The organism is Pseudomonas fungipugnans, assembly GCF_029955235.1.
In the GTDB taxonomy this organism is placed as follows: Bacteria; Pseudomonadota; Gammaproteobacteria; order Pseudomonadales; family Pseudomonadaceae; genus Aquipseudomonas; species Aquipseudomonas fungipugnans.
The window spans coordinates 1,972,803-1,994,594 of sequence record NZ_JARBWL010000001.1 but is presented as its reverse complement, the minus strand read 5'-3'; the positions used below and the strand labels follow the sequence as shown (position 1 = coordinate 1,994,594).

The 21,792-nt window shown below is 59.6% G+C and carries 24 protein-coding genes and 1 pseudogene; 24 read left to right on the top strand and 1 reads right to left on the bottom strand.

The window, feature by feature from the left end:
* The first annotated feature begins 588 nt into the window (after window positions 1-588).
* The 3 genes from rluC to sppA are packed head-to-tail and all read left to right on the top strand — an operon-like array spanning window position 589 to window position 3,214.
* A complete protein-coding gene (gene rluC, locus POF45_RS07935; RefSeq protein ID WP_259495643.1) occupies window positions 589-1,551 on the top strand; it encodes a 23S rRNA pseudouridine(955/2504/2580) synthase RluC in 963 nt (320 codons plus the stop codon).
* Entirely contained in the window at window positions 1,538-2,200 is a 663-nt protein-coding gene (locus POF45_RS07930) for an HAD-IA family hydrolase (RefSeq protein WP_259495642.1), read from the top strand. Before rluC ends, POF45_RS07930 begins: the two co-directional genes overlap by 14 nt.
* 24 nt (window positions 2,201-2,224) lie before the next feature.
* Window positions 2,225-3,214, top strand: a complete 990-nt coding sequence (gene sppA, locus POF45_RS07925; protein ID WP_259495641.1) for a signal peptide peptidase SppA — start codon at window positions 2,225-2,227, stop codon at window positions 3,212-3,214.
* A gap of 208 nt (window positions 3,215-3,422) precedes the next feature.
* On the opposite strand, the gene POF45_RS07920 is transcribed toward sppA, so the two are convergent.
* Window positions 3,423-4,001, bottom strand: coding sequence for a Maf family protein (locus tag POF45_RS07920; RefSeq protein WP_282315487.1), 579 nt, complete (start codon window positions 3,999-4,001; stop codon window positions 3,423-3,425).
* Between the two features lie 105 nt (window positions 4,002-4,106).
* Here POF45_RS07920 and POF45_RS07915 point away from each other — a divergent pair, with 105 nt between their 5' ends.
* The 21 genes and pseudogenes from POF45_RS07915 (at window position 4,107) to POF45_RS07815 (ending at window position 21,779) form a co-directional block, all read left to right on the top strand.
* On the top strand, window positions 4,107-4,634 hold the full coding sequence (locus POF45_RS07915; protein WP_008152342.1) for a YceD family protein: 528 nt from the start codon (window positions 4,107-4,109) through the stop codon (window positions 4,632-4,634).
* Between the two features lie 13 nt (window positions 4,635-4,647).
* On the top strand, window positions 4,648-4,830 hold the full coding sequence (rpmF, locus tag POF45_RS07910; RefSeq protein WP_008152339.1) for a 50S ribosomal protein L32: 183 nt from the start codon (window positions 4,648-4,650) through the stop codon (window positions 4,828-4,830).
* A gap of 4 nt (window positions 4,831-4,834) precedes the next feature.
* Window positions 4,835-5,845, top strand: a complete 1,011-nt coding sequence (gene plsX, locus POF45_RS07905; RefSeq protein WP_282315486.1) for a phosphate acyltransferase PlsX — start codon at window positions 4,835-4,837, stop codon at window positions 5,843-5,845.
* A gap of 125 nt (window positions 5,846-5,970) precedes the next feature.
* Window positions 5,971-6,909: an ACP S-malonyltransferase gene (gene fabD / locus POF45_RS07900; RefSeq protein ID WP_282315485.1), complete on the top strand. Its 939-nt coding sequence runs from the start codon at window positions 5,971-5,973 to the stop codon at window positions 6,907-6,909.
* Between the two features lie 16 nt (window positions 6,910-6,925).
* Complete coding sequence (fabG, locus tag POF45_RS07895) at window positions 6,926-7,666, top strand: 3-oxoacyl-ACP reductase FabG (RefSeq protein WP_259495634.1); 741 nt, start codon at window positions 6,926-6,928, stop codon at window positions 7,664-7,666.
* A gap of 197 nt (window positions 7,667-7,863) precedes the next feature.
* Entirely contained in the window at window positions 7,864-8,100 is a 237-nt protein-coding gene (gene acpP / locus POF45_RS07890; RefSeq protein ID WP_259495633.1) for an acyl carrier protein, read from the top strand.
* 108 nt (window positions 8,101-8,208) lie between these two features.
* Window positions 8,209-9,453 carry a beta-ketoacyl-ACP synthase II gene (gene fabF, locus POF45_RS07885; RefSeq protein WP_259495632.1) on the top strand — a complete coding sequence of 415 codons (1,245 nt, stop codon included), beginning with the start codon at window positions 8,209-8,211 and terminating at the stop codon, window positions 9,451-9,453.
* Window positions 9,453-10,268: an aminodeoxychorismate lyase gene (pabC, locus tag POF45_RS07880; RefSeq protein ID WP_282315484.1), complete on the top strand. Its 816-nt coding sequence runs from the start codon at window positions 9,453-9,455 to the stop codon at window positions 10,266-10,268. The genes fabF and pabC overlap by 1 nt, the downstream gene beginning before the upstream one ends.
* A gap of 3 nt (window positions 10,269-10,271) precedes the next feature.
* Window positions 10,272-11,450, top strand: coding sequence for an endolytic transglycosylase MltG (gene mltG, locus POF45_RS07875; RefSeq protein ID WP_282315483.1), 1,179 nt, complete (start codon window positions 10,272-10,274; stop codon window positions 11,448-11,450).
* Window positions 11,451-11,469: 19 nt separating this feature from the next.
* Window positions 11,470-12,102, top strand: a complete 633-nt coding sequence (gene tmk / locus POF45_RS07870) for a dTMP kinase (RefSeq protein WP_282315482.1) — start codon at window positions 11,470-11,472, stop codon at window positions 12,100-12,102.
* A complete protein-coding gene (locus POF45_RS07865; protein ID WP_282315481.1) occupies window positions 12,095-13,084 on the top strand; it encodes a DNA polymerase III subunit delta' in 990 nt (329 codons plus the stop codon). Before tmk ends, POF45_RS07865 begins: the two co-directional genes overlap by 8 nt.
* Window positions 13,085-13,116: 32 nt before the next feature.
* On the top strand, window positions 13,117-13,473 hold the full coding sequence (locus POF45_RS07860) for a PilZ domain-containing protein (RefSeq protein WP_259495625.1): 357 nt from the start codon (window positions 13,117-13,119) through the stop codon (window positions 13,471-13,473).
* Window positions 13,474-13,488: 15 nt separating this feature from the next.
* Window positions 13,489-14,274: a TatD family hydrolase gene (locus POF45_RS07855; protein ID WP_282315480.1), complete on the top strand. Its 786-nt coding sequence runs from the start codon at window positions 13,489-13,491 to the stop codon at window positions 14,272-14,274.
* Window positions 14,275-14,617: 343 nt separating this feature from the next.
* The gene (locus tag POF45_RS07850) at window positions 14,618-15,256 is read left to right on the top strand and encodes a TetR/AcrR family transcriptional regulator (RefSeq protein ID WP_008152317.1); all 639 of its coding nucleotides are present in this window, start codon (window positions 14,618-14,620) and stop codon (window positions 15,254-15,256) included.
* A 138-nt stretch (window positions 15,257-15,394) separates the two neighbouring features.
* A pseudogene (locus POF45_RS07845) lies at window positions 15,395-16,364 on the top strand (GTP 3',8-cyclase MoaA).
* 171 nt (window positions 16,365-16,535) lie between these two features.
* On the top strand, window positions 16,536-17,141 hold the full coding sequence (locus POF45_RS07840) for a DUF4823 domain-containing protein (protein ID WP_259495621.1): 606 nt from the start codon (window positions 16,536-16,538) through the stop codon (window positions 17,139-17,141).
* Between the two features lie 16 nt (window positions 17,142-17,157).
* Window positions 17,158-17,718 (top strand): DUF1285 domain-containing protein, encoded by a 561-nt coding sequence (locus tag POF45_RS07835; RefSeq protein ID WP_259495620.1) that lies wholly within the window; start codon window positions 17,158-17,160, stop codon window positions 17,716-17,718.
* 190 nt (window positions 17,719-17,908) lie between these two features.
* Window positions 17,909-18,625, top strand: a complete 717-nt coding sequence (locus POF45_RS07830; RefSeq protein WP_259495619.1) for a FadR/GntR family transcriptional regulator — start codon at window positions 17,909-17,911, stop codon at window positions 18,623-18,625.
* A 45-nt stretch (window positions 18,626-18,670) separates the two neighbouring features.
* The gene (locus POF45_RS07825) at window positions 18,671-19,546 is read left to right on the top strand and encodes an SMP-30/gluconolactonase/LRE family protein (protein ID WP_282315479.1); all 876 of its coding nucleotides are present in this window, start codon (window positions 18,671-18,673) and stop codon (window positions 19,544-19,546) included.
* Between the two features lie 287 nt (window positions 19,547-19,833).
* Window positions 19,834-20,652, top strand: coding sequence for an SDR family oxidoreductase (locus POF45_RS07820; RefSeq protein ID WP_259495614.1), 819 nt, complete (start codon window positions 19,834-19,836; stop codon window positions 20,650-20,652).
* A gap of 122 nt (window positions 20,653-20,774) precedes the next feature.
* Window positions 20,775-21,779 (top strand): substrate-binding domain-containing protein, encoded by a 1,005-nt coding sequence (locus tag POF45_RS07815; protein WP_282315478.1) that lies wholly within the window; start codon window positions 20,775-20,777, stop codon window positions 21,777-21,779.
* Window positions 21,780-21,792: the final 13 nt, after the last annotated feature.

The following is a 21,792-nucleotide window of genomic DNA, read 5'->3' as shown; positions in this document are numbered from 1 at the left end:
CAACCAATTGGGCTGGTGTTGCGACGTACGCGTCCTGCTTGCTGTGGCTACTTAAGCACTCAGTCAGGAGGAGGAATCAACCAGCGGCTGTGGACGAGATGAAGCGTCTTGATGAAGCCTATTGCTACACAGTCCAGCGGTTGTGCATCTCCACCCTACACGTATCCCTGATAATTCGGGTGCTGCCGCGCGCAGAATCCGCAGCGGGTTGGCATTTACCGTGAGCTCCGAAAGGGGAGGTCACGCATCATGGCTAATTTAGGCGTTGTTTCCGAAGCGTTCGCTCGGGGTCATTCGCAACTGACTGCACTTTGTGAACTGGCCGTGAATATTGGCGCGCAAAACGAGTGAAAACTCTGCCTTGCGGTTTGATTCAGGCCTCATGTCACCTGCGCTTGTTACAGCTGCAAACTCCACCGTTACGTAGCGAAAGCCCCGTAGGACGGCCTCGCGTCCTGGTGAATTGCGTTGGTCAGGGCCGGTTTTTGACCGTTAGTCCGCTGGCCAGGCCGCTTTTGGCGGCGTTCGCGACTATAGCAGCAATGATTAAGTGCTTCAATTCCATAAAAAATTGTTATCATCCGCGCCATGACGACTACTGCCCCTACGACCCCAGGCGTACAACTGCTTGAGGTCTCGCCGGAATATGCCGGCCAACGAATTGACAACTTCCTTCTCGCTCGGCTCAAAGGCGTGCCCAAGACCTTGATTTACCGCATTTTGCGCAAGGGCGAAGTGCGGGTGAACAAAGGTCGGATCAAGCCCGAATACAAGCTGCAGGCGGGCGATATCGTGCGCGTGCCACCGGTTCGCGTGCCCGAGCGCGACGAGCCTGTGCCGTTGGCTCAAGGCTTGCTGCAGCGCCTTGAGGCTTCGATTATCTTCGAAGACAAGGCGCTGATCGTGATCAACAAGCCTTGCGGCATCGCGGTTCACGGTGGCAGCGGCTTGACTTACGGGGTGATCGAAGCCTTTCGTCAGTTGCGTCCCGATTGCAAGGAGCTTGAGCTGGTTCACCGTCTCGACCGTGACACCTCGGGCCTGCTGATGATTGCCAAGAAACGCAGCATGCTGCGTCACTTGCACATGGCGTTGCGCGGCGATGGTATCGACAAGCGCTATATGGCGCTGGTCCGCGGTAACTGGGCGGCCTCGATCAAGCAGGTCCGTGCGCCTCTGGGCAAGAGCAATCTGCGCTCCGGCGAGCGCATGGTCGAGGTCGACGAAGAGGAGGGCAAGGAGTCGGTGACCGTGTTCAAGGTCCTGCGTCGTTTCGGCGACTTTGCCACCCTGATCGAAGCCAAGCCGATCACCGGGCGTACGCATCAGATCCGTGTACACACCTTGCACGCCGGGCACTGCATTGCCGGCGATACCAAGTACGGCGATGACGATTTCAGCAAGGAAATCCGCGATCTGGGCGGCAAGCGCCTGTTCCTTCACGCTTACATGCTGACCGTGCCGCTGCCCGACGGTGGCGAATTGAAGTTGCAGGCGCCTGTCGACGAGATGTGGGCCAAAACCGTGGAGCGCCTGAGTGCACCCATCTGATTACAAACTGCTGATTTTCGATTGGGACGGTACGCTGGCCGATTCCATTGGTCGGATTGTCGAGGCGATGCATGTCGCCTCCGAGCGCTCCGGATTTCAGTTGTGTGACGATTTTGCCGTCAAAGGCATTATCGGCCTGGGGTTGCCGGAAGCGATTCGCACCCTGTACCCGCACATCAGTGATGACGAGCTGATCGCCTTCCGCCAGCACTACGCCGATCACTACATTGCCGCCGAAGCCGTCCCTTCGCCCTTGTTCGAGGGTGTTGTCGAGTCAATGGAGGCGTTTCGTGCCGACGGCTATCACCTGGCGGTCGCCACCGGCAAAGCGCGTCGCGGTCTGGACCGGGTGCTGAAAGCGCACGGCTGGGAAACATATTTCGACATCACTCGTGCCGCGGATGAAACCGCCAGCAAGCCTCACCCTCTGATGCTTGAGCAGATCCTTGCCCATTGCGGCGTTCGCCCGGAGCAGGCGCTGATGGTGGGCGATTCGTCCTTCGACTTGCAGATGGCGCGTAATGCCGGCATGGATTCGGTGGCTGTCAGCTACGGCGCGCAGTCGATTGATGCGCTTAAATTATTCGAGCCGCGATTGGCCATTGATCATTTTTCGCAATTGCACGCCTGGCTGACTCAGCGGGCTTAATGGATTTTTGCTGGGGTAGATGGCATGACCGACGAATGGAAGGCGCCCGCCAAGGCGAGCGCAGAGAGCGGTGACGAAAGAAGCTGGAGGCTGCTGGAAAAGACCCTGCTGGCCAGCGTGCAGGAGCAGCGTCGTTCGCGTCGCTGGGGGATTTTCTTCAAATTGCTGACGTTCGTGTATCTGTTTGGCGCGTTGCTGCTGTTCGTGCCATTGGGGGACATGGAGAAGAGTGCGAGTCGCAGCTCCACCTACACCGCGGTCATCGACGTCACCGGTGTGATCGCTGACAAGGAGCCGGCCAGTGCTGACAATATTGTCGGTGCACTTCGTGCTGCGTTCGAAGATACCAAGGTCAAGGGCATCATCCTGCGCATCAACAGCCCGGGTGGCAGTCCGGTGCAGTCGGGCTATGTGTACGACGAAATCAAGCGTCTGCGCGCTCTGCATCCTGATACCAAGTTGTATGCGGTGATCTCGGACCTGGGTGCTTCCGGTGCCTACTACATCGCCAGTGCGGCGGATCAGATCTATGCCGACAAAGCGAGTCTGGTGGGCTCCATTGGCGTGACGGCGGCCGGTTACGGCTTTGTCGGCACGATGGAGAAGCTCGGCGTCGAACGCCGTACCTACACCTCGGGCGAACACAAGTCGTTCCTCGATCCGTTCCAGCCGCAAAAGCCTGAAGAAACCAAGTTCTGGCAAAGCGTGCTGGACACGACGCACCAGCAGTTCATCGACAGCGTGAAAAAGGGCCGTGGTGATCGTCTCAAGGATAAAGAGCATCCCGAGCTGTTCTCCGGGCTGGTCTGGTCGGGCGAGCAGGCTTTGCCGCTGGGCTTGATCGATGGCCTGGGCAATACCAGCTCGGTTGCGCGTGATGTGATTGGCGAAAAGGAAGTGGTGGACTTCACCGTTCAGGAATCGCCGTTTGACCGCTTCTCGAAAAAGCTGGGTGCCAGTGTTGCCGAGCAGTTGGCGATGTGGATGGGTTTTGGCGGTCCGTCCTTGCGCTAAGTATTTTTGCTGCACAAAAAAAACCGGCCTTCGTGGCTAATGCCGGTCAGTTAAGACACAAAACCTGTGGGGGCGAGCAGGCTCGCTCCCGCAAGGTTTATGGTGTCCAAATCCTTAACTGACCGGCATTGGCGTTCGTGGCCGGTTTTTTAGCATCATGAGATCGCAGCCTTTGTAGGTGCTGCCGAAGGCGGCGATCTTTTGACCTTCAGGGTATCTGCACGCCCTCGGCCAGCAGCATGTCGATCAGGCGAATCAGCGGCAGGCCGATCAGGCTGGTGGCGTCAGGGCCTTCGGTGCTCTGAAACAGGCTCACCCCCAAACCTTCGGCCTTGAAGCTGCCAGCGCAGTCGTAGGGCTGCTCGGCGAGCAGGTAGCGCTCGATGCGTGCCTGATCGAGTGTGCGCATGTGCACGGTAAAGGGGACGCAATCAACCTGGCAGTCGCCGGTCCGGCTGTTGAGCAGGGCGAGGCCCGTCAGGAATGTCACGCTGGCGCCGCTGGCGGCCAATAACTGCTCGAGGGCTTTTTCGAAGGTGTGCGGCTTGCCGATGATGCGTTCGCCAAGTACTGCGACCTGGTCCGAGCCGATGATCAGGTGAGCGGGGTGGCTGTCGGCCAGGGCCTGGGCTTTTTCCTTGGCGAGGCGTTTTACCAGTTCGATGGCGGACTCGCCCGGGCGGTGACTTTCATCGATATCAGGAGCGCTGCAGACGAACGGTAGCTGCAGGCGGGCCAGCAATTCCCGGCGATAGACCGAGCTTGAAGCGAGTAATAAAGGCAGCATGCGCATCTCCAAAAGGCAGGGGCGAATTCTAGCGGGGCTTCCAAGTGGCGGACAGGGTTGAATTTCCTTTGACATGGCTGGGTGCATCCCTATAATGCTGCGCCTATGTTGAATGACCCGATTCCACCTCACGTTGACCCGCGCAAATTGGCTGATCGTGGCACCACCCTTCAAGGTGAAATGCTGCTGGCCGATTTGGAGAGACTCTGCGACCCGCTTTCCGACACTGTCGGTACGGTGCAGGCTAAATTCGTTTTTGAACGAGATGAACGTAAATCTGTGGTCATCCACAGCTTTATCGACACCGAGGTCAAAATGGTTTGCCAGCGTTGTCTTGAGCTGGTCACCCTGCCGATCCACAGCGAATGCAGTTATGCTGTGGTGAAGGAGGGTGCGAATACCCAGTCGTTGCCGAAAGGTTATGACGTGCTGGAACTGGGCGAAGATCCTTTGGATCTGCAGTCACTGATCGAGGAGGAGCTTCTGCTCGCCTTGCCCATTGTGCCTGCTCATCATCCGGAAGAATGCCAGCAGCCGGCGGGTCTCGATGAGCCCGAACCGAGCGAGGACGAGGTAACGCGGTCCAACCCGTTCAGTGTATTGGCGCAGTTAAAGCGTGACCCAAACGTTTAGGAGTTAATCAATTATGGCTGTTCAGCAGAACAAAAAATCCCGCTCTGCCCGTGACATGCGTCGTTCGCACGACGCCCTGACGGCAAGCACTCTGTCTGTAGAAAAAACCACTGGTGAAATTCACCTGCGTCACCACGTATCGCCAGAAGGCGTATACCGTGGCCGTAAAGTGATCGACAAGGGCGCTGACGAGTAATCACTTGTCTGCTCAAGTCATCGCGATTGACGCAATGGGCGGGGACTTCGGTCCCCGCAGCATTGTTCAGGCCAGTCTTGCTTGCCTGTCTGCTACGCCCTCGCTGCACCTGACCCTTGTCGGTCAACCAACCCTTTTGGAAGAACTGCTCTCCAGTCATTCGGCTGTGGATCGCGCGCGCCTGTCGATAACGCCTGCGAGCGAAGTCATTACCATGGACGAGAAGCCTGCCCAGGCGTTGCGCGGCAAGCCGGATTCGTCGATGCGTGTGGCGCTGGAGTTGCTGCGTGATGGCAAGGTCCAGGCCTGCGTCAGTGCCGGTAATACCGGTGCGCTGATGGCCTTGTCGCGGTTTGTGCTCAAAACCTTGCCGGGCATCGACCGGCCAGCGATGGTCGCGGCGATTCCAACCCAGAAGGGTTATTGCCAGTTGCTCGATCTGGGCGCCAACGTCGATTGCAGTGCCGAGCACCTGTTGCAATTTGCAGTGATGGGTTCGGTTGCCGCTGAAACGCTGGGCATCGTCCGGCCTCGCGTCGCGCTGCTGAACATCGGCACCGAAGACATCAAGGGCAATCAGCAGGTCAAGCTGGCGGCAACCTTGTTGCAGGCCGCTCGCGGTATCAACTACATCGGTTTTGTCGAGGGCGATGGTTTGTACCGTGGCGAGGCCGATGTGGTGGTGTGTGATGGTTTTGTCGGCAATATCCTGCTCAAGTCCAGCGAAGGCCTGGCGACCATGATTGCCGGGCGTATCGAGGCGCTGTTCCGCAAAAACTTCGCCTCACGCATGGTGGGTGCATTGGCGTTGCCGTTGATGAAGCGCTTGCAGGCCGATCTGGCACCTGCGCGGCATAACGGTGCCAGCTTCCTCGGTTTGCAGGGCATCGTGGTGAAAAGTCACGGTTCGGCCGGGGTCCAGGGCTTTCAGAGCGCCATTGAGCGTGCGCTGATCGAGATCCAGGAGAATCTGCCGCAGCGTCTTCACGGTCGTCTGGAGGATTTGTTGCTTTAGGCGTTTTCGTCGGACAATGCTTAAATGTGACCGCTCAGTTCAATTGGCCATCCAACTGTCAGTTTCTTGCGTCCCCAAGGCGGGACGTCAATTCTCCGACGACAAGATCATTAGGGGCTTGTTACATGTCTGCTTCCCTCGCATTTGTCTTTCCAGGACAGGGTTCGCAGTCCCTCGGCATGCTGGCCGAGTTGGGCGCGCAACACCCGGTGGTCCTCGAAACGTTCAAAGAAGCTTCCGATGCCCTGGGTTACGACCTGTGGGCACTGACCCAGCAGGGGCCGGAAGAACAACTCAATCAAACCGACAAAACCCAGCCGGCCATTCTGACCGCTTCGATCGCCCTGTGGCGTCTGTGGCTGGCTGAAGGCGGCGCACGTCCGGCTTATGTCGCCGGGCACAGCCTGGGTGAATACAGCGCGCTGGTCGCGGCCGGCAGCCTGACTCTGGGCGACGCGGTGAAGCTGGTAGAGCGTCGCGGCCAACTGATGCAGGAAGCCGTTCCGGCCGGGCAGGGTGGCATGGCCGCTATTCTGGGTCTGGACGATGCTGACGTTCTGGCGGCCTGCGCTGAAGCAGCACAAGGCGAAGTGGTCAGTGCGGTCAACTTCAACTCCCCGGGCCAGGTCGTTATTGCCGGTGCCAAGGCTGCGGTCGAGCGTGCCATTGAAGGCTGCAAGGCGCGTGGTGCCAAGCGCGCCATGCCGTTGCCGGTCAGCGTGCCGTCTCACTGCGAATTGATGCGTCCGGCGGCCGAGCGTTTCGCCGAGTCCATCGCGGCCATCGACTGGCAGGCACCGCAGATTCCTGTGGTGCAGAACGTCAGCGCCGATGTGCCTGCGGATCTGCAAACCCTCAAGCGCGATCTGCTTGAGCAGCTTTACAAGCCGGTTCGCTGGGTCGAATCGGTCCAGGCACTGGCGGCCAAGGGCGCGACCCAACTGGTCGAGTGTGGTCCTGGCAAGGTGCTTGCCGGCCTGAACAAGCGTTGCGCCGAAGGCGTGGCGACATCCAACCTCAATACCCCAGATGCTTTCGCTGCCGCCTGCGCAGCGTTGGCCTGAATCAGGAGAAGCTTGCATGAGTCTGCAAGGTAAAGTTGCACTGGTCACCGGCGCCAGCCGTGGTATCGGCCAGGCCATCGCCCTGGAACTGGGTCGTCAGGGTGCCATCGTTGTGGGCACCGCGACCTCCGCAGCGGGTGCCGAGCGCATCGCCGCGACCCTGAAAGAGCATGGTGTTCAAGGCACAGGCCTGGAGCTCAATGTCACCAGCGACGAGTCCGTGGCGGCCGTGTTGGCGAGCATTCAGGAGCAGTTCGGCGCGCCGGCGATCCTGGTCAATAATGCCGGCATCACCCGCGATAACCTGATGATGCGCATGAAAGACGACGAGTGGCATGACGTCATCGATACCAACCTGAACAGTCTGTTTCGCCTGTCCAAGGGCGTATTGCGCGGCATGACCAAGGCTCGTTGGGGTCGAATTATCAGTATTGGCTCGGTTGTGGGTGCCATGGGCAACGCAGGCCAAGTAAACTACGCCGCCGCCAAGGCCGGTCTGGAAGGTTTCAGCCGTGCACTGGCGCGTGAAGTCGGTTCGCGTTCGATTACGGTCAACTCGGTAGCCCCAGGGTTCATCGACACCGATATGACCCGCGAATTGCCCGAGGCGCAGCGCGAAGCCTTGCAGACGCAAATTCCGCTGGGCCGCCTGGGGCAGGCCCAAGAGATCGCTTCGGTGGTCGCTTTTCTTGCATCCGATGGTGCGGCATACGTGACCGGGGCTACAATCCCGGTTAACGGCGGGATGTACATGTAAGTTAAAATGTGACGGATTGCTTCAAAAAAATGTCATACGAGCTGTCTAAAATCCGTTATAAAGCTGCAATCTATTTATAGGCAGCGGGTCGCAGGGTTTGAGGAGTGAAGCTTTCAGTTGAAAAGCTGAAAAGTCTTTCTATACACTTACCCACTGGCCAGCTGCCTGAATTTGTCCATTAGGAGTGAAAACAAGGTATGAGCACCATCGAAGAGCGCGTCAAGAAAATCGTTGCCGAGCAACTGGGCGTTAAAGAAGAAGAAGTGGTTAACTCTGCTTCCTTCGTTGAAGACCTGGGTGCCGACTCCCTTGACACCGTTGAGCTGGTGATGGCTCTGGAAGAGGAATTCGAGACCGAAATCCCTGACGAAGAAGCTGAGAAGATCACTACTGTACAAGCTGCAATCGATTACGTTACTAACCACCAGGCTTAATAGCTTGTAATCGTTGTTTGCTGTCATGGAAAAACCGCACTGCCATCACGGCGTGCGGTTTTTTCTTTAGGCCTGATGCAAAGTCGTCATTTGAAAAAGGAGAGTGCTGTGTCGCGTAGACGCGTCGTAGTCACCGGTATGGGTATGTTGTCGCCACTGGGCACGGATGTGCCGAGCAGTTGGCAGGGCATTCTGGCTGGCCGCAGTGGCATTGGTCTGATCGATCACACCGACCTTTCTGCCTATTCCACCCGCTTTGGCGGCTCGGTAAAGGGCTTCAATGTCGAGGAATACCTGTCGGTCAAGGAAGCGCGCAAGCTCGACCTGTTCATTCAGTACGGTCTGGCCGCAGGGTTTCAGGCAATACGCAATAGTGGTCTGGAAGTCACTGACGCCAACCGTGAACGCATCGGCGTGGCCATGGGTTCGGGTATCGGCGGCCTGACCAATATCGAAGAAACCAGCCGCACCCTGCATGATTCCGGCCCCCGTCGAATTTCACCGTTCTTCGTGCCTGGCTCGATCATCAATATGATTTCCGGTTTCCTGTCCATCCATCTGGGTGCACAGGGGCCTAACTACGCCATCGCCACCGCGTGTACCACTGGTACGCACTGCATCGGCATGGCGGCCCGCAACATCATGTACGACGAAGCCGACGTGATGATTGCCGGTGGCGCCGAGATGGCCGCCTGCGGTCTGGGCATGGGCGGCTTTGGTGCCTCCCGTGCACTGTCGACCCGCAACGACGAGCCGACCCGCGCCAGCCGTCCATGGGACAAGGGCCGTGATGGCTTCGTGTTGTCCGATGGCGCCGGTGCGCTGGTGCTCGAAGAGCTGGAGCACGCCAAGGCCCGTGGCGCGACCATCTACGCCGAGCTGATCGGCTTTGGCACCAGTGGCGACGCCTACCACATGACTTCGCCTCCCGCCGACGGCGCCGGTGCTGCACGTTGCATCACCAATGCCCTGCGCGATGCGAAGGTCAATGGCGATCAAGTCCAGTACATCAACGCCCACGGCACCTCGACGTCGGCCGGCGACCTGGCGGAAGCCTGCGCGATCAAGTCGGTATTCGGCGATCACGCCTACAAGCTGGCAGTCAGTTCGACCAAGTCGATGACCGGTCACCTGTTGGGTGCTGCTGGCGCGGTCGAGGCGATCTTCAGCGTGCTGGCCATCAACAGCCAGGTAGCCCCGCCGACCATCAACCTCGATGAGCCGGATGAAGGCTGTGACCTTGATTTCGTGCCACACACGGCGCGCAACATGGACATCGACGTGGTGTTGTCCAACTCCTTCGGTTTTGGCGGTACCAACGGCTCGCTGGTGTTCCGCCGGTTCGCCGGCTGATGGACAGCTGGGTCGACGGTCAGCCGGCTGACGCTCTGTCGCTGAAAGATCGCGGCCTGGCTTACGGTGATGGTCTGTTCGAGACCATCGCGGTGCGTGGCGGGCAGCCAATGTTGCTGGACCGGCACCTGGCGCGACTGGCCGAGGGTTGTTCGCGTCTGGCAATCGCTGCCGATCACGCGCTGATTCGCAGCGAGCTGCTGGCCTATGCCGGTGCATTGGGTGAGGGCGTTCTCAAGCTGATCCTCACGCGCGGCGACAGCTTGCGCGGCTACGCACCTGATCCGTCGGCTTGCGCCCGACGCATTCTGCAAGGCAATCCTCCGTCTGTTTATCCTGCCGCACTTGGCGAGGAGGGCATCCGCCTGTTCCCCTGCGCGACACGGCTTTCCACGCAGCCGCTGCTGGCCGGCCTCAAGCACCTCAATCGCCTGGAGCAGGTGATCGCCCGTTCCGAATGGCAAGACACCGAACACGCCGAAGGCTTGATGCTCGATCACGCTGGTCGGGTAATCGAGGGCGTGTTCAGCAATCTGTTTCTGGTGCGCGACGGTGTATTGATGACCGCCGATCTGAAACGTTGCGGCGTTGCCGGCGTGATGCGCGCTGAATTATTGTTTCAAGCCGAGTCGGCGGCAATCCCGACGCAAATCACCGACATCACCCTCGATCAGCTGCAATGGGCCGATGAAGTCTTTGTCTGCAACAGCGTGTACGGTGTCTGGCCGGTACGCGCCTATGCAGCGCTGAGCTGGCCGGTTGGGCCGCTCACCCGTAAACTCCAAACCCTTGCCCGCGCACTACTGGATGCCTGATACGTGAGACGTAAACTCTTGCTGCTGCTGGAAACCGGACTTGTTCTGGCAGGCCTGCTGTTGGGCGCTTCTGCCTGGAAAATCCATTCGGCGCTGGAACAGCCGCTGAACATCACTCAGGAAGAGCTGCTGGACGTGCCCAAAGGCGCCACGCCGACCGGTACGTTCATCCGGATGGAAACCGACGGCGTGATCAAGGACGCCTTCTGGCTGCGTATCTACTGGCGTTTCAATCTCGCCGGCACCCCGATCCACAGTGGCGAATACCGCATGTTGCCCGGCATGACCGTCGACGGTCTGATTGATCTGTGGAAGCGCGGTGAAGTGGTGCAATACAACGTGACGCTGGTCGAAGGCTGGAACTTCCGCCAGGTACGCGCCGCGCTGGCCAAGGACGACAAACTCAAGCAAACCCTGACCGGTCTGAGCGACAGCCAGGTGATGGACAAGCTTGGCCACAGCGGCGTGTTCCCAGAAGGCCGCTTCTTTCCGGACACCTATAGCTTTGTACGCGGCATGACCGACGCCGAGTTGCTGAAGAAGGCCTATGAGCGTCTCGACGAAGTTCTCGCCAAAGAGTGGGACAAGCGTTCTGTCGATGCGCCCTATACCGAACCCTATCAGGCACTGATCATGGCCTCGCTGGTGGAAAAGGAAACAGGCGTACCGCAAGAACGCGGGCAGATCGCCGGGGTATTTGTGCGGCGGATGGCCATTGGCATGCTGCTGCAGACCGATCCGACCGTGATCTACGGCCTTGGTGACCGCTACACCGGCAAATTGACCCGCGCCCATCTCAAAGAGGCGACCCCGTACAACACCTATATGATCAGCGGTTTGCCGCCGACGCCCATTGCCATGGTCGGGCGCGAAGCGATTCATGCGGCGCTCAACCCGGTGGCGGGCAACAGTCTGTATTTTGTTGCGCGTGGTGATGGCAGCCATGTGTTTTCCGATGATCTCGACGCTCATAACACCGCCGTGCGTGAGTTTCAGCTCAAGCGCCGCGCCGATTACCGTTCCAGTCCGGCGCCGACCACCGCGCCGGTAACGCCGGAGGCCGAAGCTCCGATCCCGGCAGCTTCGCCCGACACCGCGCCGGAGGTCGTGCCACAGGTGCCGCCGCAAACGCCTGCGCCGGCCCCTGCGCCTGACGCCGCCACGCCGCAAAACGCGCAATGACTTTGACTAAGGACTGCCTGTGACTGGCTTGTTTATTACCCTGGAAGGCCCGGAAGGCGCCGGCAAAAGCACCAATCGCGACTACCTGGCCGAGTGCCTGCGCGCCGCCGGCGTCGAGGTGCTGCTGACCCGTGAACCGGGCGGTACGCCACTGGCCGAACGCATCCGCGACGTGCTGCTGTCACCGGTGGACGAAGTCATGGACCCTGACACCGAGCTGCTGCTGGTCTTCGCCGCTCGCGCCCAGCACCTGGCCGAGGTGATCCGCCCGGCGCTGGCCCGTGGCGCGGTGGTTCTGTGTGATCGTTTTACCGATTCGACCTACGCTTATCAGGGCGGCGGTCGGGGCTTGTCGCTCGAACGCATCGCCACCCTGGAAGCCTTCGTCCAGGGCGCCTTGCATCCGGACCTGACGCTGATTTTCGATCTGCCCGTAGAAGTCGGCCTGGCCCGTGCCAGCGCTCGGGGTCGTCTGGATCGCTTTGAACTCGAAGGCCGGACCTTTTTCGATGCGGTGCGCAGCGCTTTCCTGAAGCGTGCCGAGGCTGATCCGACGCGTTATGTGCTGGTAGACGCCGCGCAGCCACTGGCGCAGGTTCAGCAGTCGCTGGACGCTTTGCTGCCGCGTCTGCTGGAGCTGGCTCGTGGCTGAAGCTTATCCGTGGCAGGACAGCCTCTGGCAGCAGATGGCCGGTCGCAAACAGCATGCACACGCCTATCTGCTGCATGGTCCGGCCGGGATCGGCAAGCGCGCGCTCGCCGAGCGGCTAATGGCCAGTTTGCTGTGCCAGCGCCCGAGCGCCGCTCACGATGCCTGCGGCGAATGCAAATCCTGCCTGCTGCTCAGGGCTGGCAGTCACCCGGATAACTACATTCTGGAGCCGGAAGAAGCGGACAAGGCGATCAAGGTCGATCAGGTCCGCGATCTGGTCAGTTTCGTGGTTCAGACCTCGCAAATGGGCGGGCGCAAGGTGGTGTTGATCGAGCCGGTCGAGTCGATGAACGTCAACGCCGCCAACGCCTTGCTCAAGAGCCTTGAAGAGCCGTCCGGCGATACCGTGTTGCTGCTCGTCAGCCACCAGACCAGCCGTCTGCTGCCGACCATCAAGAGCCGCTGCCAGCAAATGGCCTGTCCATTGCCCAGCGAGGCCATGAGCCTTGCCTGGCTGGCCAGCGCCTTGCCGGATTGTTCGCAAGACGAGCGCATCGAACTGCTGACCCTGGCCGCCGGTTCGCCGTTGGCAGCGGTCAGCTTGCAGGCACAGGGCGTGCGCGAGCAGCGGGCGCTGGTGGTCGATGGTGTGAAAAAACTGCTCAAGCAGCAGCAATCGCCAACGCAACTGGCCGAAGGCTGGAATGCGATACCGCTGTTGCTGCTGTTCGACTGGTTCTGCGACTGGTCGAGCCTGATCCTGCGTTATCAGTTGACTCAGGATGAAGACGGCCTGGGGCTGGCCGACATGCGCAAGGTGGTTCAGTACCTGGCGCAGAAAACGGCTCAAGACAAAGTCTTGAGTATTCAGGACTGGATTCTCGCCCAGCGCCAGAAGGTCATGAGCAAGGCCAACCTCAACCGGGTACTGCTGCTCGAAGCATTGCTGGTGCAATGGGTGTCTTTGCCTGGCCAGAAGTGACTAGACTCTGAGCATCAATGGTGGAGGTCTGCATGAATGAACCCGTCAGCCAGGGACCGCGTAACGGCATCTTGTCCCTGACCATCAAGGACAAGTCCGTGCTGTACGCGGCGTACATGCCCTTCATCAGGAACGGTGGCCTGTTTATCCCGACCAACAAAAGCTACAAGTTGGGCGACGAGGTCTTCATGCTGCTGAACCTGATGGATGAAGCCGAGAAAATCCCGGTCGCCGGCAAGGTCGCCTGGATCACCCCCAAAGGCGCCCAGGGCAATCGTGCGGCCGGCGTTGGCGTGCAGTTCAATGACGGCGACAACACCGCTCGCAGTCGAATCGAAACCCATCTGGCCGGAGCCCTCAAGTCCGACCGTCCCACTCATACGATGTAAGTAGCCGCCTTTTCTATGCTTGTAGATTCCCATTGTCACCTTGATCGTCTCGACCTCGCCGCCCACGATGGCTCTCTGGATGCCGCCCTTGAAGCGGCCCGGCAGCGCGGGGTGGGGCACTTTCTGTGTATCGGCGTCAGTGTCGACAACGCCGCCGACGTCAAGGCCCTGGCCGAGCGGTATGACGACGTCGATTGTTCGGTGGGCGTCCATCCGCTGGACGTGCAGCCGGGTGCTGCTCCGGCGCTGGACTGGTTGCTGCGCGAACTCAATCATCCGCGTGTCGTGGCCATCGGTGAAACCGGCCTGGATTATCACTACGAGCCGGAAGCTGCCGAGTTGCAGCAGGAATCGTTTCGGCTGCACCTGCAAGCCGCTCAGCAAACCGGCAAACCGGTGATCATCCACACCCGTGGCGCTCGCGCCGATACCCTGACCTTGCTGCGTGATGCAGCGCTTCCCCAGGCCGGTGTGCTGCATTGCTTTACCGAAGACTGGGACATGGCCAAGGCGGCGCTGGACATGGGTTATTACATTTCCCTGTCCGGGATTGTCACGTTCCGCAATGCCGACGCCTTGCGCGATGTGGCCAGTAAAGTCCCGGCTGACCGTCTGCTGGTAGAGACCGACTCGCCGTACCTGGCCCCGATCCCGTATCGCGGCAAACCGAATTTGCCGCAGTATGTACGTGAGGTGGCGGAGTTTCTGGCAATGCTGCGCGGCGAATCCTATGAGCGATTTGCCGAGCAGACGACGCAGAACTTCAAGCGATTGTTTCCGCTGGCGCATGTGAAAGGGTGAATCGCAGGCAAAAAAAACCCGGGTTCTGGGGGGTGAATCCGGGTTAAGACCATTAGGAGTAAAACAAAAGGCACGCGGTCCTTTGGTACCTTTATCAGCGCGGCACTTGGGGGAGATGCCCCGCCGACAGTTCAAGTATTGATCAGTATCTCGACGAGTCCAGTTTACCTGCCCCGGTTTTTAAACAAATTTGGAATACGGGCGCTTCGGTTGAGTTCTCATCAAGCGGTGGGTTTGCCTGAATTGAACAAGAAACACAGATAAGCTCGGATGATCCGTGCATTTTTGCGCAAGTTAGGCATAATACGCGGCTTCGAATTTTGACCCCAACAGACCTTTTCTTATGCATAAAGAACCTCGTAAGGTCCGTGAGTTTCGTCGCCGCGAGCAAGAAATTCTCGATACCGCGCTCAAGCTGTTCCTCGACCAAGGTGAAGACAGTGTCACCGTCGAGATGATTGCTGATGCCGTCGGTATCGGCAAAGGCACGATCTACAAGCACTTCAAATCCAAGGCGGAGATCTACCTGCGCCTGATGCTCGACTACGAGCGCGATTTGAATGAGTTGCTGCATTCAGCCGATGTCGACAAGGACAAGGAAGCGCTGTCCCGGGCCTACTTCGAATTCCGCATGCGCGATCCGCAACGCTATCGATTGTTCGATCGCCTGGAAGAGAAGGTGGTCAAGGGCAATCAGGTGCCGGAGATGGTCGAGGAGCTGCACAAGATCCGTGCCTCGAATTTCGAACGCCTGACCCTGTTGATCAAGGGCCGGATCAGCGAAGGCAAGCTTGAGGATGTGCCACCGTACTTCCATTACTGCGCGTCCTGGGCGCTGGTGCACGGCGCGGTAGCCCTGTATCACTCGCCGTTCTGGAGCAATGTGCTGGAAGATCAGGAAGGCTTCTTCCAGTTCCTGATGGACATTGGCGTACGCATGGGCAACAAGCGCAAGCGCGATACCGACACGCCGAGCAGTTGATCCATTCAGCTGCCTGATCGCGCCATTAATTCGCTACATGGCGCAGTACCACAGGAATATACTCAGGCTTGGGGCTTGCTAAAACTTGATTTGTGAGTCAAGTTTTAGCGGCTCACATTGACTTCTGCCGGAGTGCTCATGATCGTTGACCGTCAAGGCAGGCGTTTTCGCAATTTGCGGATCAGCCTGACTTCAGCCTGCAACTACGCCTGTACCTACTGCGTGCCCAACGGCAAGCGGCTGGTGGCTGCGCAGGATGAATTGTCGGCAGAGGCCATGGCGCGCGGCGTGGCCTATCTGATCGAAGCGGCGGGTATCGAGCGCTTGCGCATCACCGGTGGCGAGCCGCTGGTCAGCCCCAAGCTCGAAGCCTTCATGACCGCTGTCGGGGAAATGGGTCTGGAAGACATCAGCCTGACCACCAATGGCCAGTTGCTGGCGAAAAAAACTCCCCCTGCTGGTGAATGCCGGCATACGCCGCATCAACGTTTCCCTCGATACCCTGGACGCCAGTGCGTTCCGCAGCATTGCCCGTGGCGGCGATCTGGCGACGGTGCTCGATGGCATGGATCAGGCCGCTGCGGCCGGCATCAAGATCAAGGTCAACATGGTACCGCTGCGCGGGCAGAACCTCGATCAGGTGATGCCGTTGCTCGATTACTGCCTGGAGCGTGGCTACGAGCTGCGGTTCATCGAATTGATGCGCATGGGCCACCTGGCCACTGACAACAACGCGTTTCTCCAGCAGTTCGTCAGCCTCCAGCAGTTGCTGAGCCTGATCGGCGAGCGCTATGAATACCTGCAAGCCAATGCGCCGGTGGATGCCACGGCTGTTCGCTATGAAATTCCCGGGCAGGGGCACTTCGGTGTGATCGCCAACGAAAGCGTGCCGTTCTGTCGGACCTGCTCGCGGTTGCGCCTGTCTTCCACGGGATGGCTGCATGGCTGCCTGTCGTCGAGCAACCGGCACTATGTCGGCGACTTGCTGGACAAGCCGCGTCATCAGGCTCTGCCGGCGTTGCAGCGACTGCTGGTGAAGGCCTTGGGCGACAAGCAGGAAGTGGCATTCTCCGGTGGCGCGACCATCATGAAGATCATCGGCGGCTGATCCGGCCTCATCGCGGGCAAGCCACGCTCCCACAGGTCATGTGCAGTTACCTGTGGGCGCTTGGCTTGCCCGTGCTTGCATTCCATCATGCGATGATAATCCTGAGCTGGCGCGGAAGCTGCATCCTTCGACCATTCGCCGGTTTTCCGTCACCGGCCTCTGGAGGGTAGGATGCGTAGCCTGGTTTTGCTGCTGGCCGTTTTGGCGCTTGGTGGCTGCATGAATGTCAGCGATATGGGCGAAGGTGTTCGCTATCACATGAGCGATTCGGGGCTGCTGGATCACAGCGACAGCCGTCGCGTGAACAATCTGCGTATCCAGCCGGACTCGTTCATTTTCATCGCCCAGGGAGCCTTCGCGCCACCTGGCAGCTCATACCCGCGACCTAACGTGGTGGCGGAAGAGGCCTTCAACGGCTTTGTCGAATATTTCCCGATGGTCCGTCGCGCCCGCGCCCCGGAAGGCCTTGATGAGGCCATGATCGAAGCCCGTGCCGCCGGTGCCCACTACCTGCTCTACACCCGTTTCGCCAAGGCAGATGATCGTATTGGCAACTCCGACGAATGGCTGGATCAGGAGTCGGTGGATCGCCTGGGCATCGACAGCGGTGTGATTCAGATCATGTTGATCGAGACCAGCACCCAGTATTTGATTGATACTGCACGGATCAAGAGTCGTGGCGGTTTACTGACGTTCCACGATCACAAGCCGCAAGACCTCATTGGGCCGCCGTTGGCAGAATACGCGCGCAGCCTGATCGGTATAAGCGACCAGTAATATCAAGGAGAACGCCATGAGTGGCCCGCAAAAAGCCAACGACCTGTTGGGGCAAATCCCCAAGACCAAAGGCTTGCCGCCGGTCCACCTGTGGAATCCCGACTTCTGCGGCGACATCGACATGCGCATCGCCCGGGACGGTACCTGGTACTACCTGGGCACCCCGATCGGGCGCAAACCGATGGTCAAGCTGTTCTCCACGATCATCCGCCGCGACGGCGATGATTATTTCCTGATCACTCCAGTGGAAAAAGTCGGCATCAAGGTCGATGACGCTCCGTTTGTGGCGATTGCTGTCGACGTGGAAGGCGAGGGCGAGGCCCAGTTGTTGCGCTTTACCACCAACGTCGACGAGACCGCCGAGGCCGGGACGGAGCACCCGATCCGTGTGCTGATCGACCCGATTACCCAGGAACCTGCGCCGTACGTGCATGTCCGCACCAACCTTCAAGCGCTGATTCATCGCAATGTGTTCTACCAACTGGTGGAGCTGGCGGTGAGTCGTGAGATCGAAGGGCAGACGTGGCTGGGTGTGTGGAGTGGTGGGGAGTTCTTCCCCATCGGTCTGGAACCGTAAGCCGTAAAAAAATGTGGGAGCGAGCTTGCTCGCGAAGGCGGTTTGTCTGACACATCCGTGTTGAATGTGACGACGCTTTCGCAAGCAAGCCCGCTCCCACACTGGGTTTGTATTCGTCTCAAAAAATCAAATTGACACCCAATCATATGATCATTAGCGTGGGCCCATCGCGATCCGCCTTGGGGTGTCCATGTCCAGCAGCTTTCATGCATCGACCGTCGACTGGCTCGGCAGCTGGATCGCCACCGGCCAGGTACAGCCTGGCGACACCCTCAAGGTCGAAGCCGACTTGGGCGAGCAACTTGGCGTCAGCCGCACCGTCATTCGTGAAGCCATCAAGACCCTGGTCGCCAAAGGCCTGCTGGAAGTCGGGCCGAAGGTCGGCACGCGAGTGTTGCCGGTGCGGCGCTGGAACCTCTTTGATCCGCAAGTCGTTGGCTGGCTGTCGCGCAGTGGCCTGCCGGAAAATTTCGTTGACGACCTGCTCGACCTGCGCCGCACCATCGAACCCATGGCCGTGCGCTGGGCCTGCGAGCGGGCGACCGCCGAGCAGGTACACGCCGTGCTGCAGGCCTACAAGGCATTGGCGCAAGCGGTGGACAGCGGCATCGATTACAACCGTGCCGACCAGCTGTTCCACGAGTGCATCCTCGCCGCCAGCCACAATCAGTTCATCGAACAAATGGTCCCGGCGCTCGGTGCGTTGCTGGCGGTGTCCTTCGAGGTGTCCGCCGCCGACCCGGACGAGCTGCGCCGTACGCTGCCGATCCACAAAGACATGGCCGACGCCATCGCCGCCCGGGACGCCGCGCGGGGTGTGTGGGCCTGCATGACCCTGATCGACAATGCTGACCTGGCGATCAAACGCTACTACCCGCAAGTGATGGCCGACAAAAAGGCGAGCTGACAACAACGCTCGCTCCCCCATAAAAACAATAATCAAGGAGGCAGCATGACGTGGACCGCAATTACCCAACACCGTGCGCAACTCGGCGAAAGCCCGTTCTGGGATGCGCCGACCCAGGCGCTCTACTGGGTGGACATCGCCGGTAGGCAGGCGCTACGGCTGATCGGCGACAACGTGCAGATCTGGCAGATGCCGCAGCACATATCCGCCTTCATTCCCTGCGACAGTGGTGATGCGCTGGTGACCCTGAGCAGTGGCGTTTACCGGCTGGATCTGGATTCCCCTGGGCTTGAGCCGCAGCTGACCCTGTTCTGCATCGCCGACCCACAGCCCGGCAACCGTCCCAACGAAGCCCGGTGCGATGCACTGGGCCGACTCTGGCTCGGCACCATGCAGACCAATATCGGTGAAAATGGCGAAGACCTGCCCGTCGTGCGTCGCTGCGGTGGTCTGTTTCGCATTGATCGCGATGCGCGGGTTACGCCGCTGCTCCAGGGTTTGGGCATCCCCAACACATTGCTGTGGAGCGATGACCTGACACGCCTGACCTTCGGCGACAGCCTCGACGGCACGCTGTATCAGCATTTCATCCGTACCGATGGCAGCCTCGATCCGGCGCAGCCCTGGTTTGGCCCTCACCAGCGTGGCGTCCCGGACGGCTCGGCGTGGGATGCCGAGGGCTTTGTCTGGAACGCACGCTGGGACGGCAGTTGCCTGCTCAGGCTGACAGCGGACGGCCAAGTGGACCGGGTGCTCGAACTGCCGGTCAGCCGCCCCACCAGTTGCGTGTTCGGCGGTGAAGACCTGAAAACCCTCTACATTACTAGCGCCGCCAGCCCGCTTGAGCATCCGCTGGACGGGGCCGTGCTGTCGATTCGCCTCGATGTGCCCGGAAAAAGCTGTCATCGATTTTCTGGCTGATTCCCATAATATGGGATGCAAAATTATATATTGAGATTATTTGTCGGTCGGGTTTATAGTCGGCTCCATCAGTGACACGCACTCACACTTAAAAAAACAAAACAGGTGAAGTGATGCAACGATATGCCACCGCACTCCCTTGGGGGTTCAGTGCTTCAGGCCGCCTCGGCGCCCAGGCGGTTTCGCGCCTGCCTCTGTGCCTGAAAAAAACAGCTATCAGAAGCCTTTCGACCGGACATCCGCAGATGCCCGGCTTTCGTCGTGCCTTCGAACAGGAGTCCTGATCCGTGGCTGAACCTCTTTCCCTGCCTCCAGTCCCCGAACCGCCGAAGGGCGAGCGCCTGAAAAACAAGGTCGTGCTGCTGACCGGTGCGGCCCAGGGCATCGGCGAGGCGATTGTCGCGACCTTCGCTTCCCAACAGGCGAAGCTGATCATCAGCGATATTCAGGGTGATAAGGTCGAGAAAGTTGCCGCCCACTGGCGCGACAAGGGTCATGACGTCCAGGCAATCAGGGTGGATGTTTCCAGCCAGCAGGAACTGCATGCCATGGCCAGACTGGCCGTCGAACATCATGGTCGCATCGACGTGCTGGTCAACTGCGCGGGGGTGAACGTGTTCCGCGACCCGCTGGAAATGACCGAAGAGGACTGGCGCCGCTGCTTTGCCATCGACCTCGATGGCGCCTGGTTCGGCTGCAAGGCCGTGTTGCCGCAGATGATCGAGCAGGGCCTTGGCAGCATCATCAACATCGCCTCGACCCATTCCACCCACATCATTCCCGGCTGCTTTCCGTACCCGGTGGCCAAACACGGTCTGCTCGGCCTGACCCGTGCCTTGGGCATCGAATACGCACCCAAAGGCATCCGCGTGAATGCCATCGCACCGGGCTACATTGAAACCCAGCTCAACGTCGATTACTGGAACGGTTTTGCCGACCCGCATGCCGAACGTCAGCGCGCTTTCGATTTGCATCCGCCGCGCCGAATCGGTCAGCCGATGGAAGTGGCAATGACCGCCGTGTTCCTGGCCAGCGATGAGGCGCCATTCATCAATGCCTCGTGCATCACCATCGATGGTGGTCGCTCGGTGATGTATCACGACTGAAGAGCGCGGATTCGGGCGCGGAACTCCGCCTGAAATCCAATCATCATATGATATGACTATTGGCTGCACCGCTGGACCTGTGTTGCAAATAACGCTCAACAAAAATAACAAGGAGTCAGCTTATGAATCGTCGTCGCGGGATCCGTTCCCTGTGCTGTGCCGCTCTGGCGGTCACTGCGGTCAGCCTGAGCAGTACGCTGCTGGCGGCCGAGGAAGTGAAAATCGGCTTTCTGGTCAAGCAGGCGGAAGAGCCCTGGTTCCAGACCGAGTGGGCATTCGCCGAAAAAGCCGGTAAGGACAAGGGCTTCACGGTGATCAAGATCGCCGTGCCGGACGGCGAGAAAACCCTGTCGGCCATCGACAGCCTGGCCGCCAACGGCGCCAAGGGCTTTGTGATCTGCCCGCCAGACGTCGGCCTCGGCCCGGCCATCGTCGCTAAAGCCAAGGCCAACGGCTTGAAGGTGATCGCGGTCGATGACCGCTTTGTCGATGCCAACGGCAAATTCATGGAAGACGTGCCGTACCTGGGCATGGCCGCATTCGAGGTCGGCCAGAAACAGGGCGCCGCCATGGCCACTGAAGCGAAAAATCGCGGTTGGGACTGGAAAGACACCTATGCGGTGATCAACACCTTTAACGAACTCGACACCGGCAAGAAACGCACCGACGGTTCGGTCAAGGCGCTGGAAGATGCAGGCTTCCCGAAAGACCACATCTTATACACCGCGCAGAAAACCCTGGACGTACCGGGCAGCATGGACGCCACCAACTCGGCGCTGGTGAAACTGCCGAGCGGCGCGAAAAACCTGATCATCGGCGGCATGAACGACAACACCGTGCTGGGCGGCGTGCGCGCCACCGAGAGCGCCGGCTTTACCGCAGCCAACGTGATCGGCATCGGCATCAACGGCACTGACGCCATCGGCGAACTGAAAAAGCCCGACAGCGGCTTCTTCGGCTCGATGCTGCCAAGCCCGCACATCGAGGGCTACAACACCGCGGCCATGATGTACGAGTGGGTGACCACCGGCAAGGAACCGCCGAAATACACCGCTATGGATGAAGTGACGCTCATCACCCGCAAAAACTTCCAGGAAGAGCTGACAAAGATCGGCCTGTGGAACTGAAACACGGTTGATT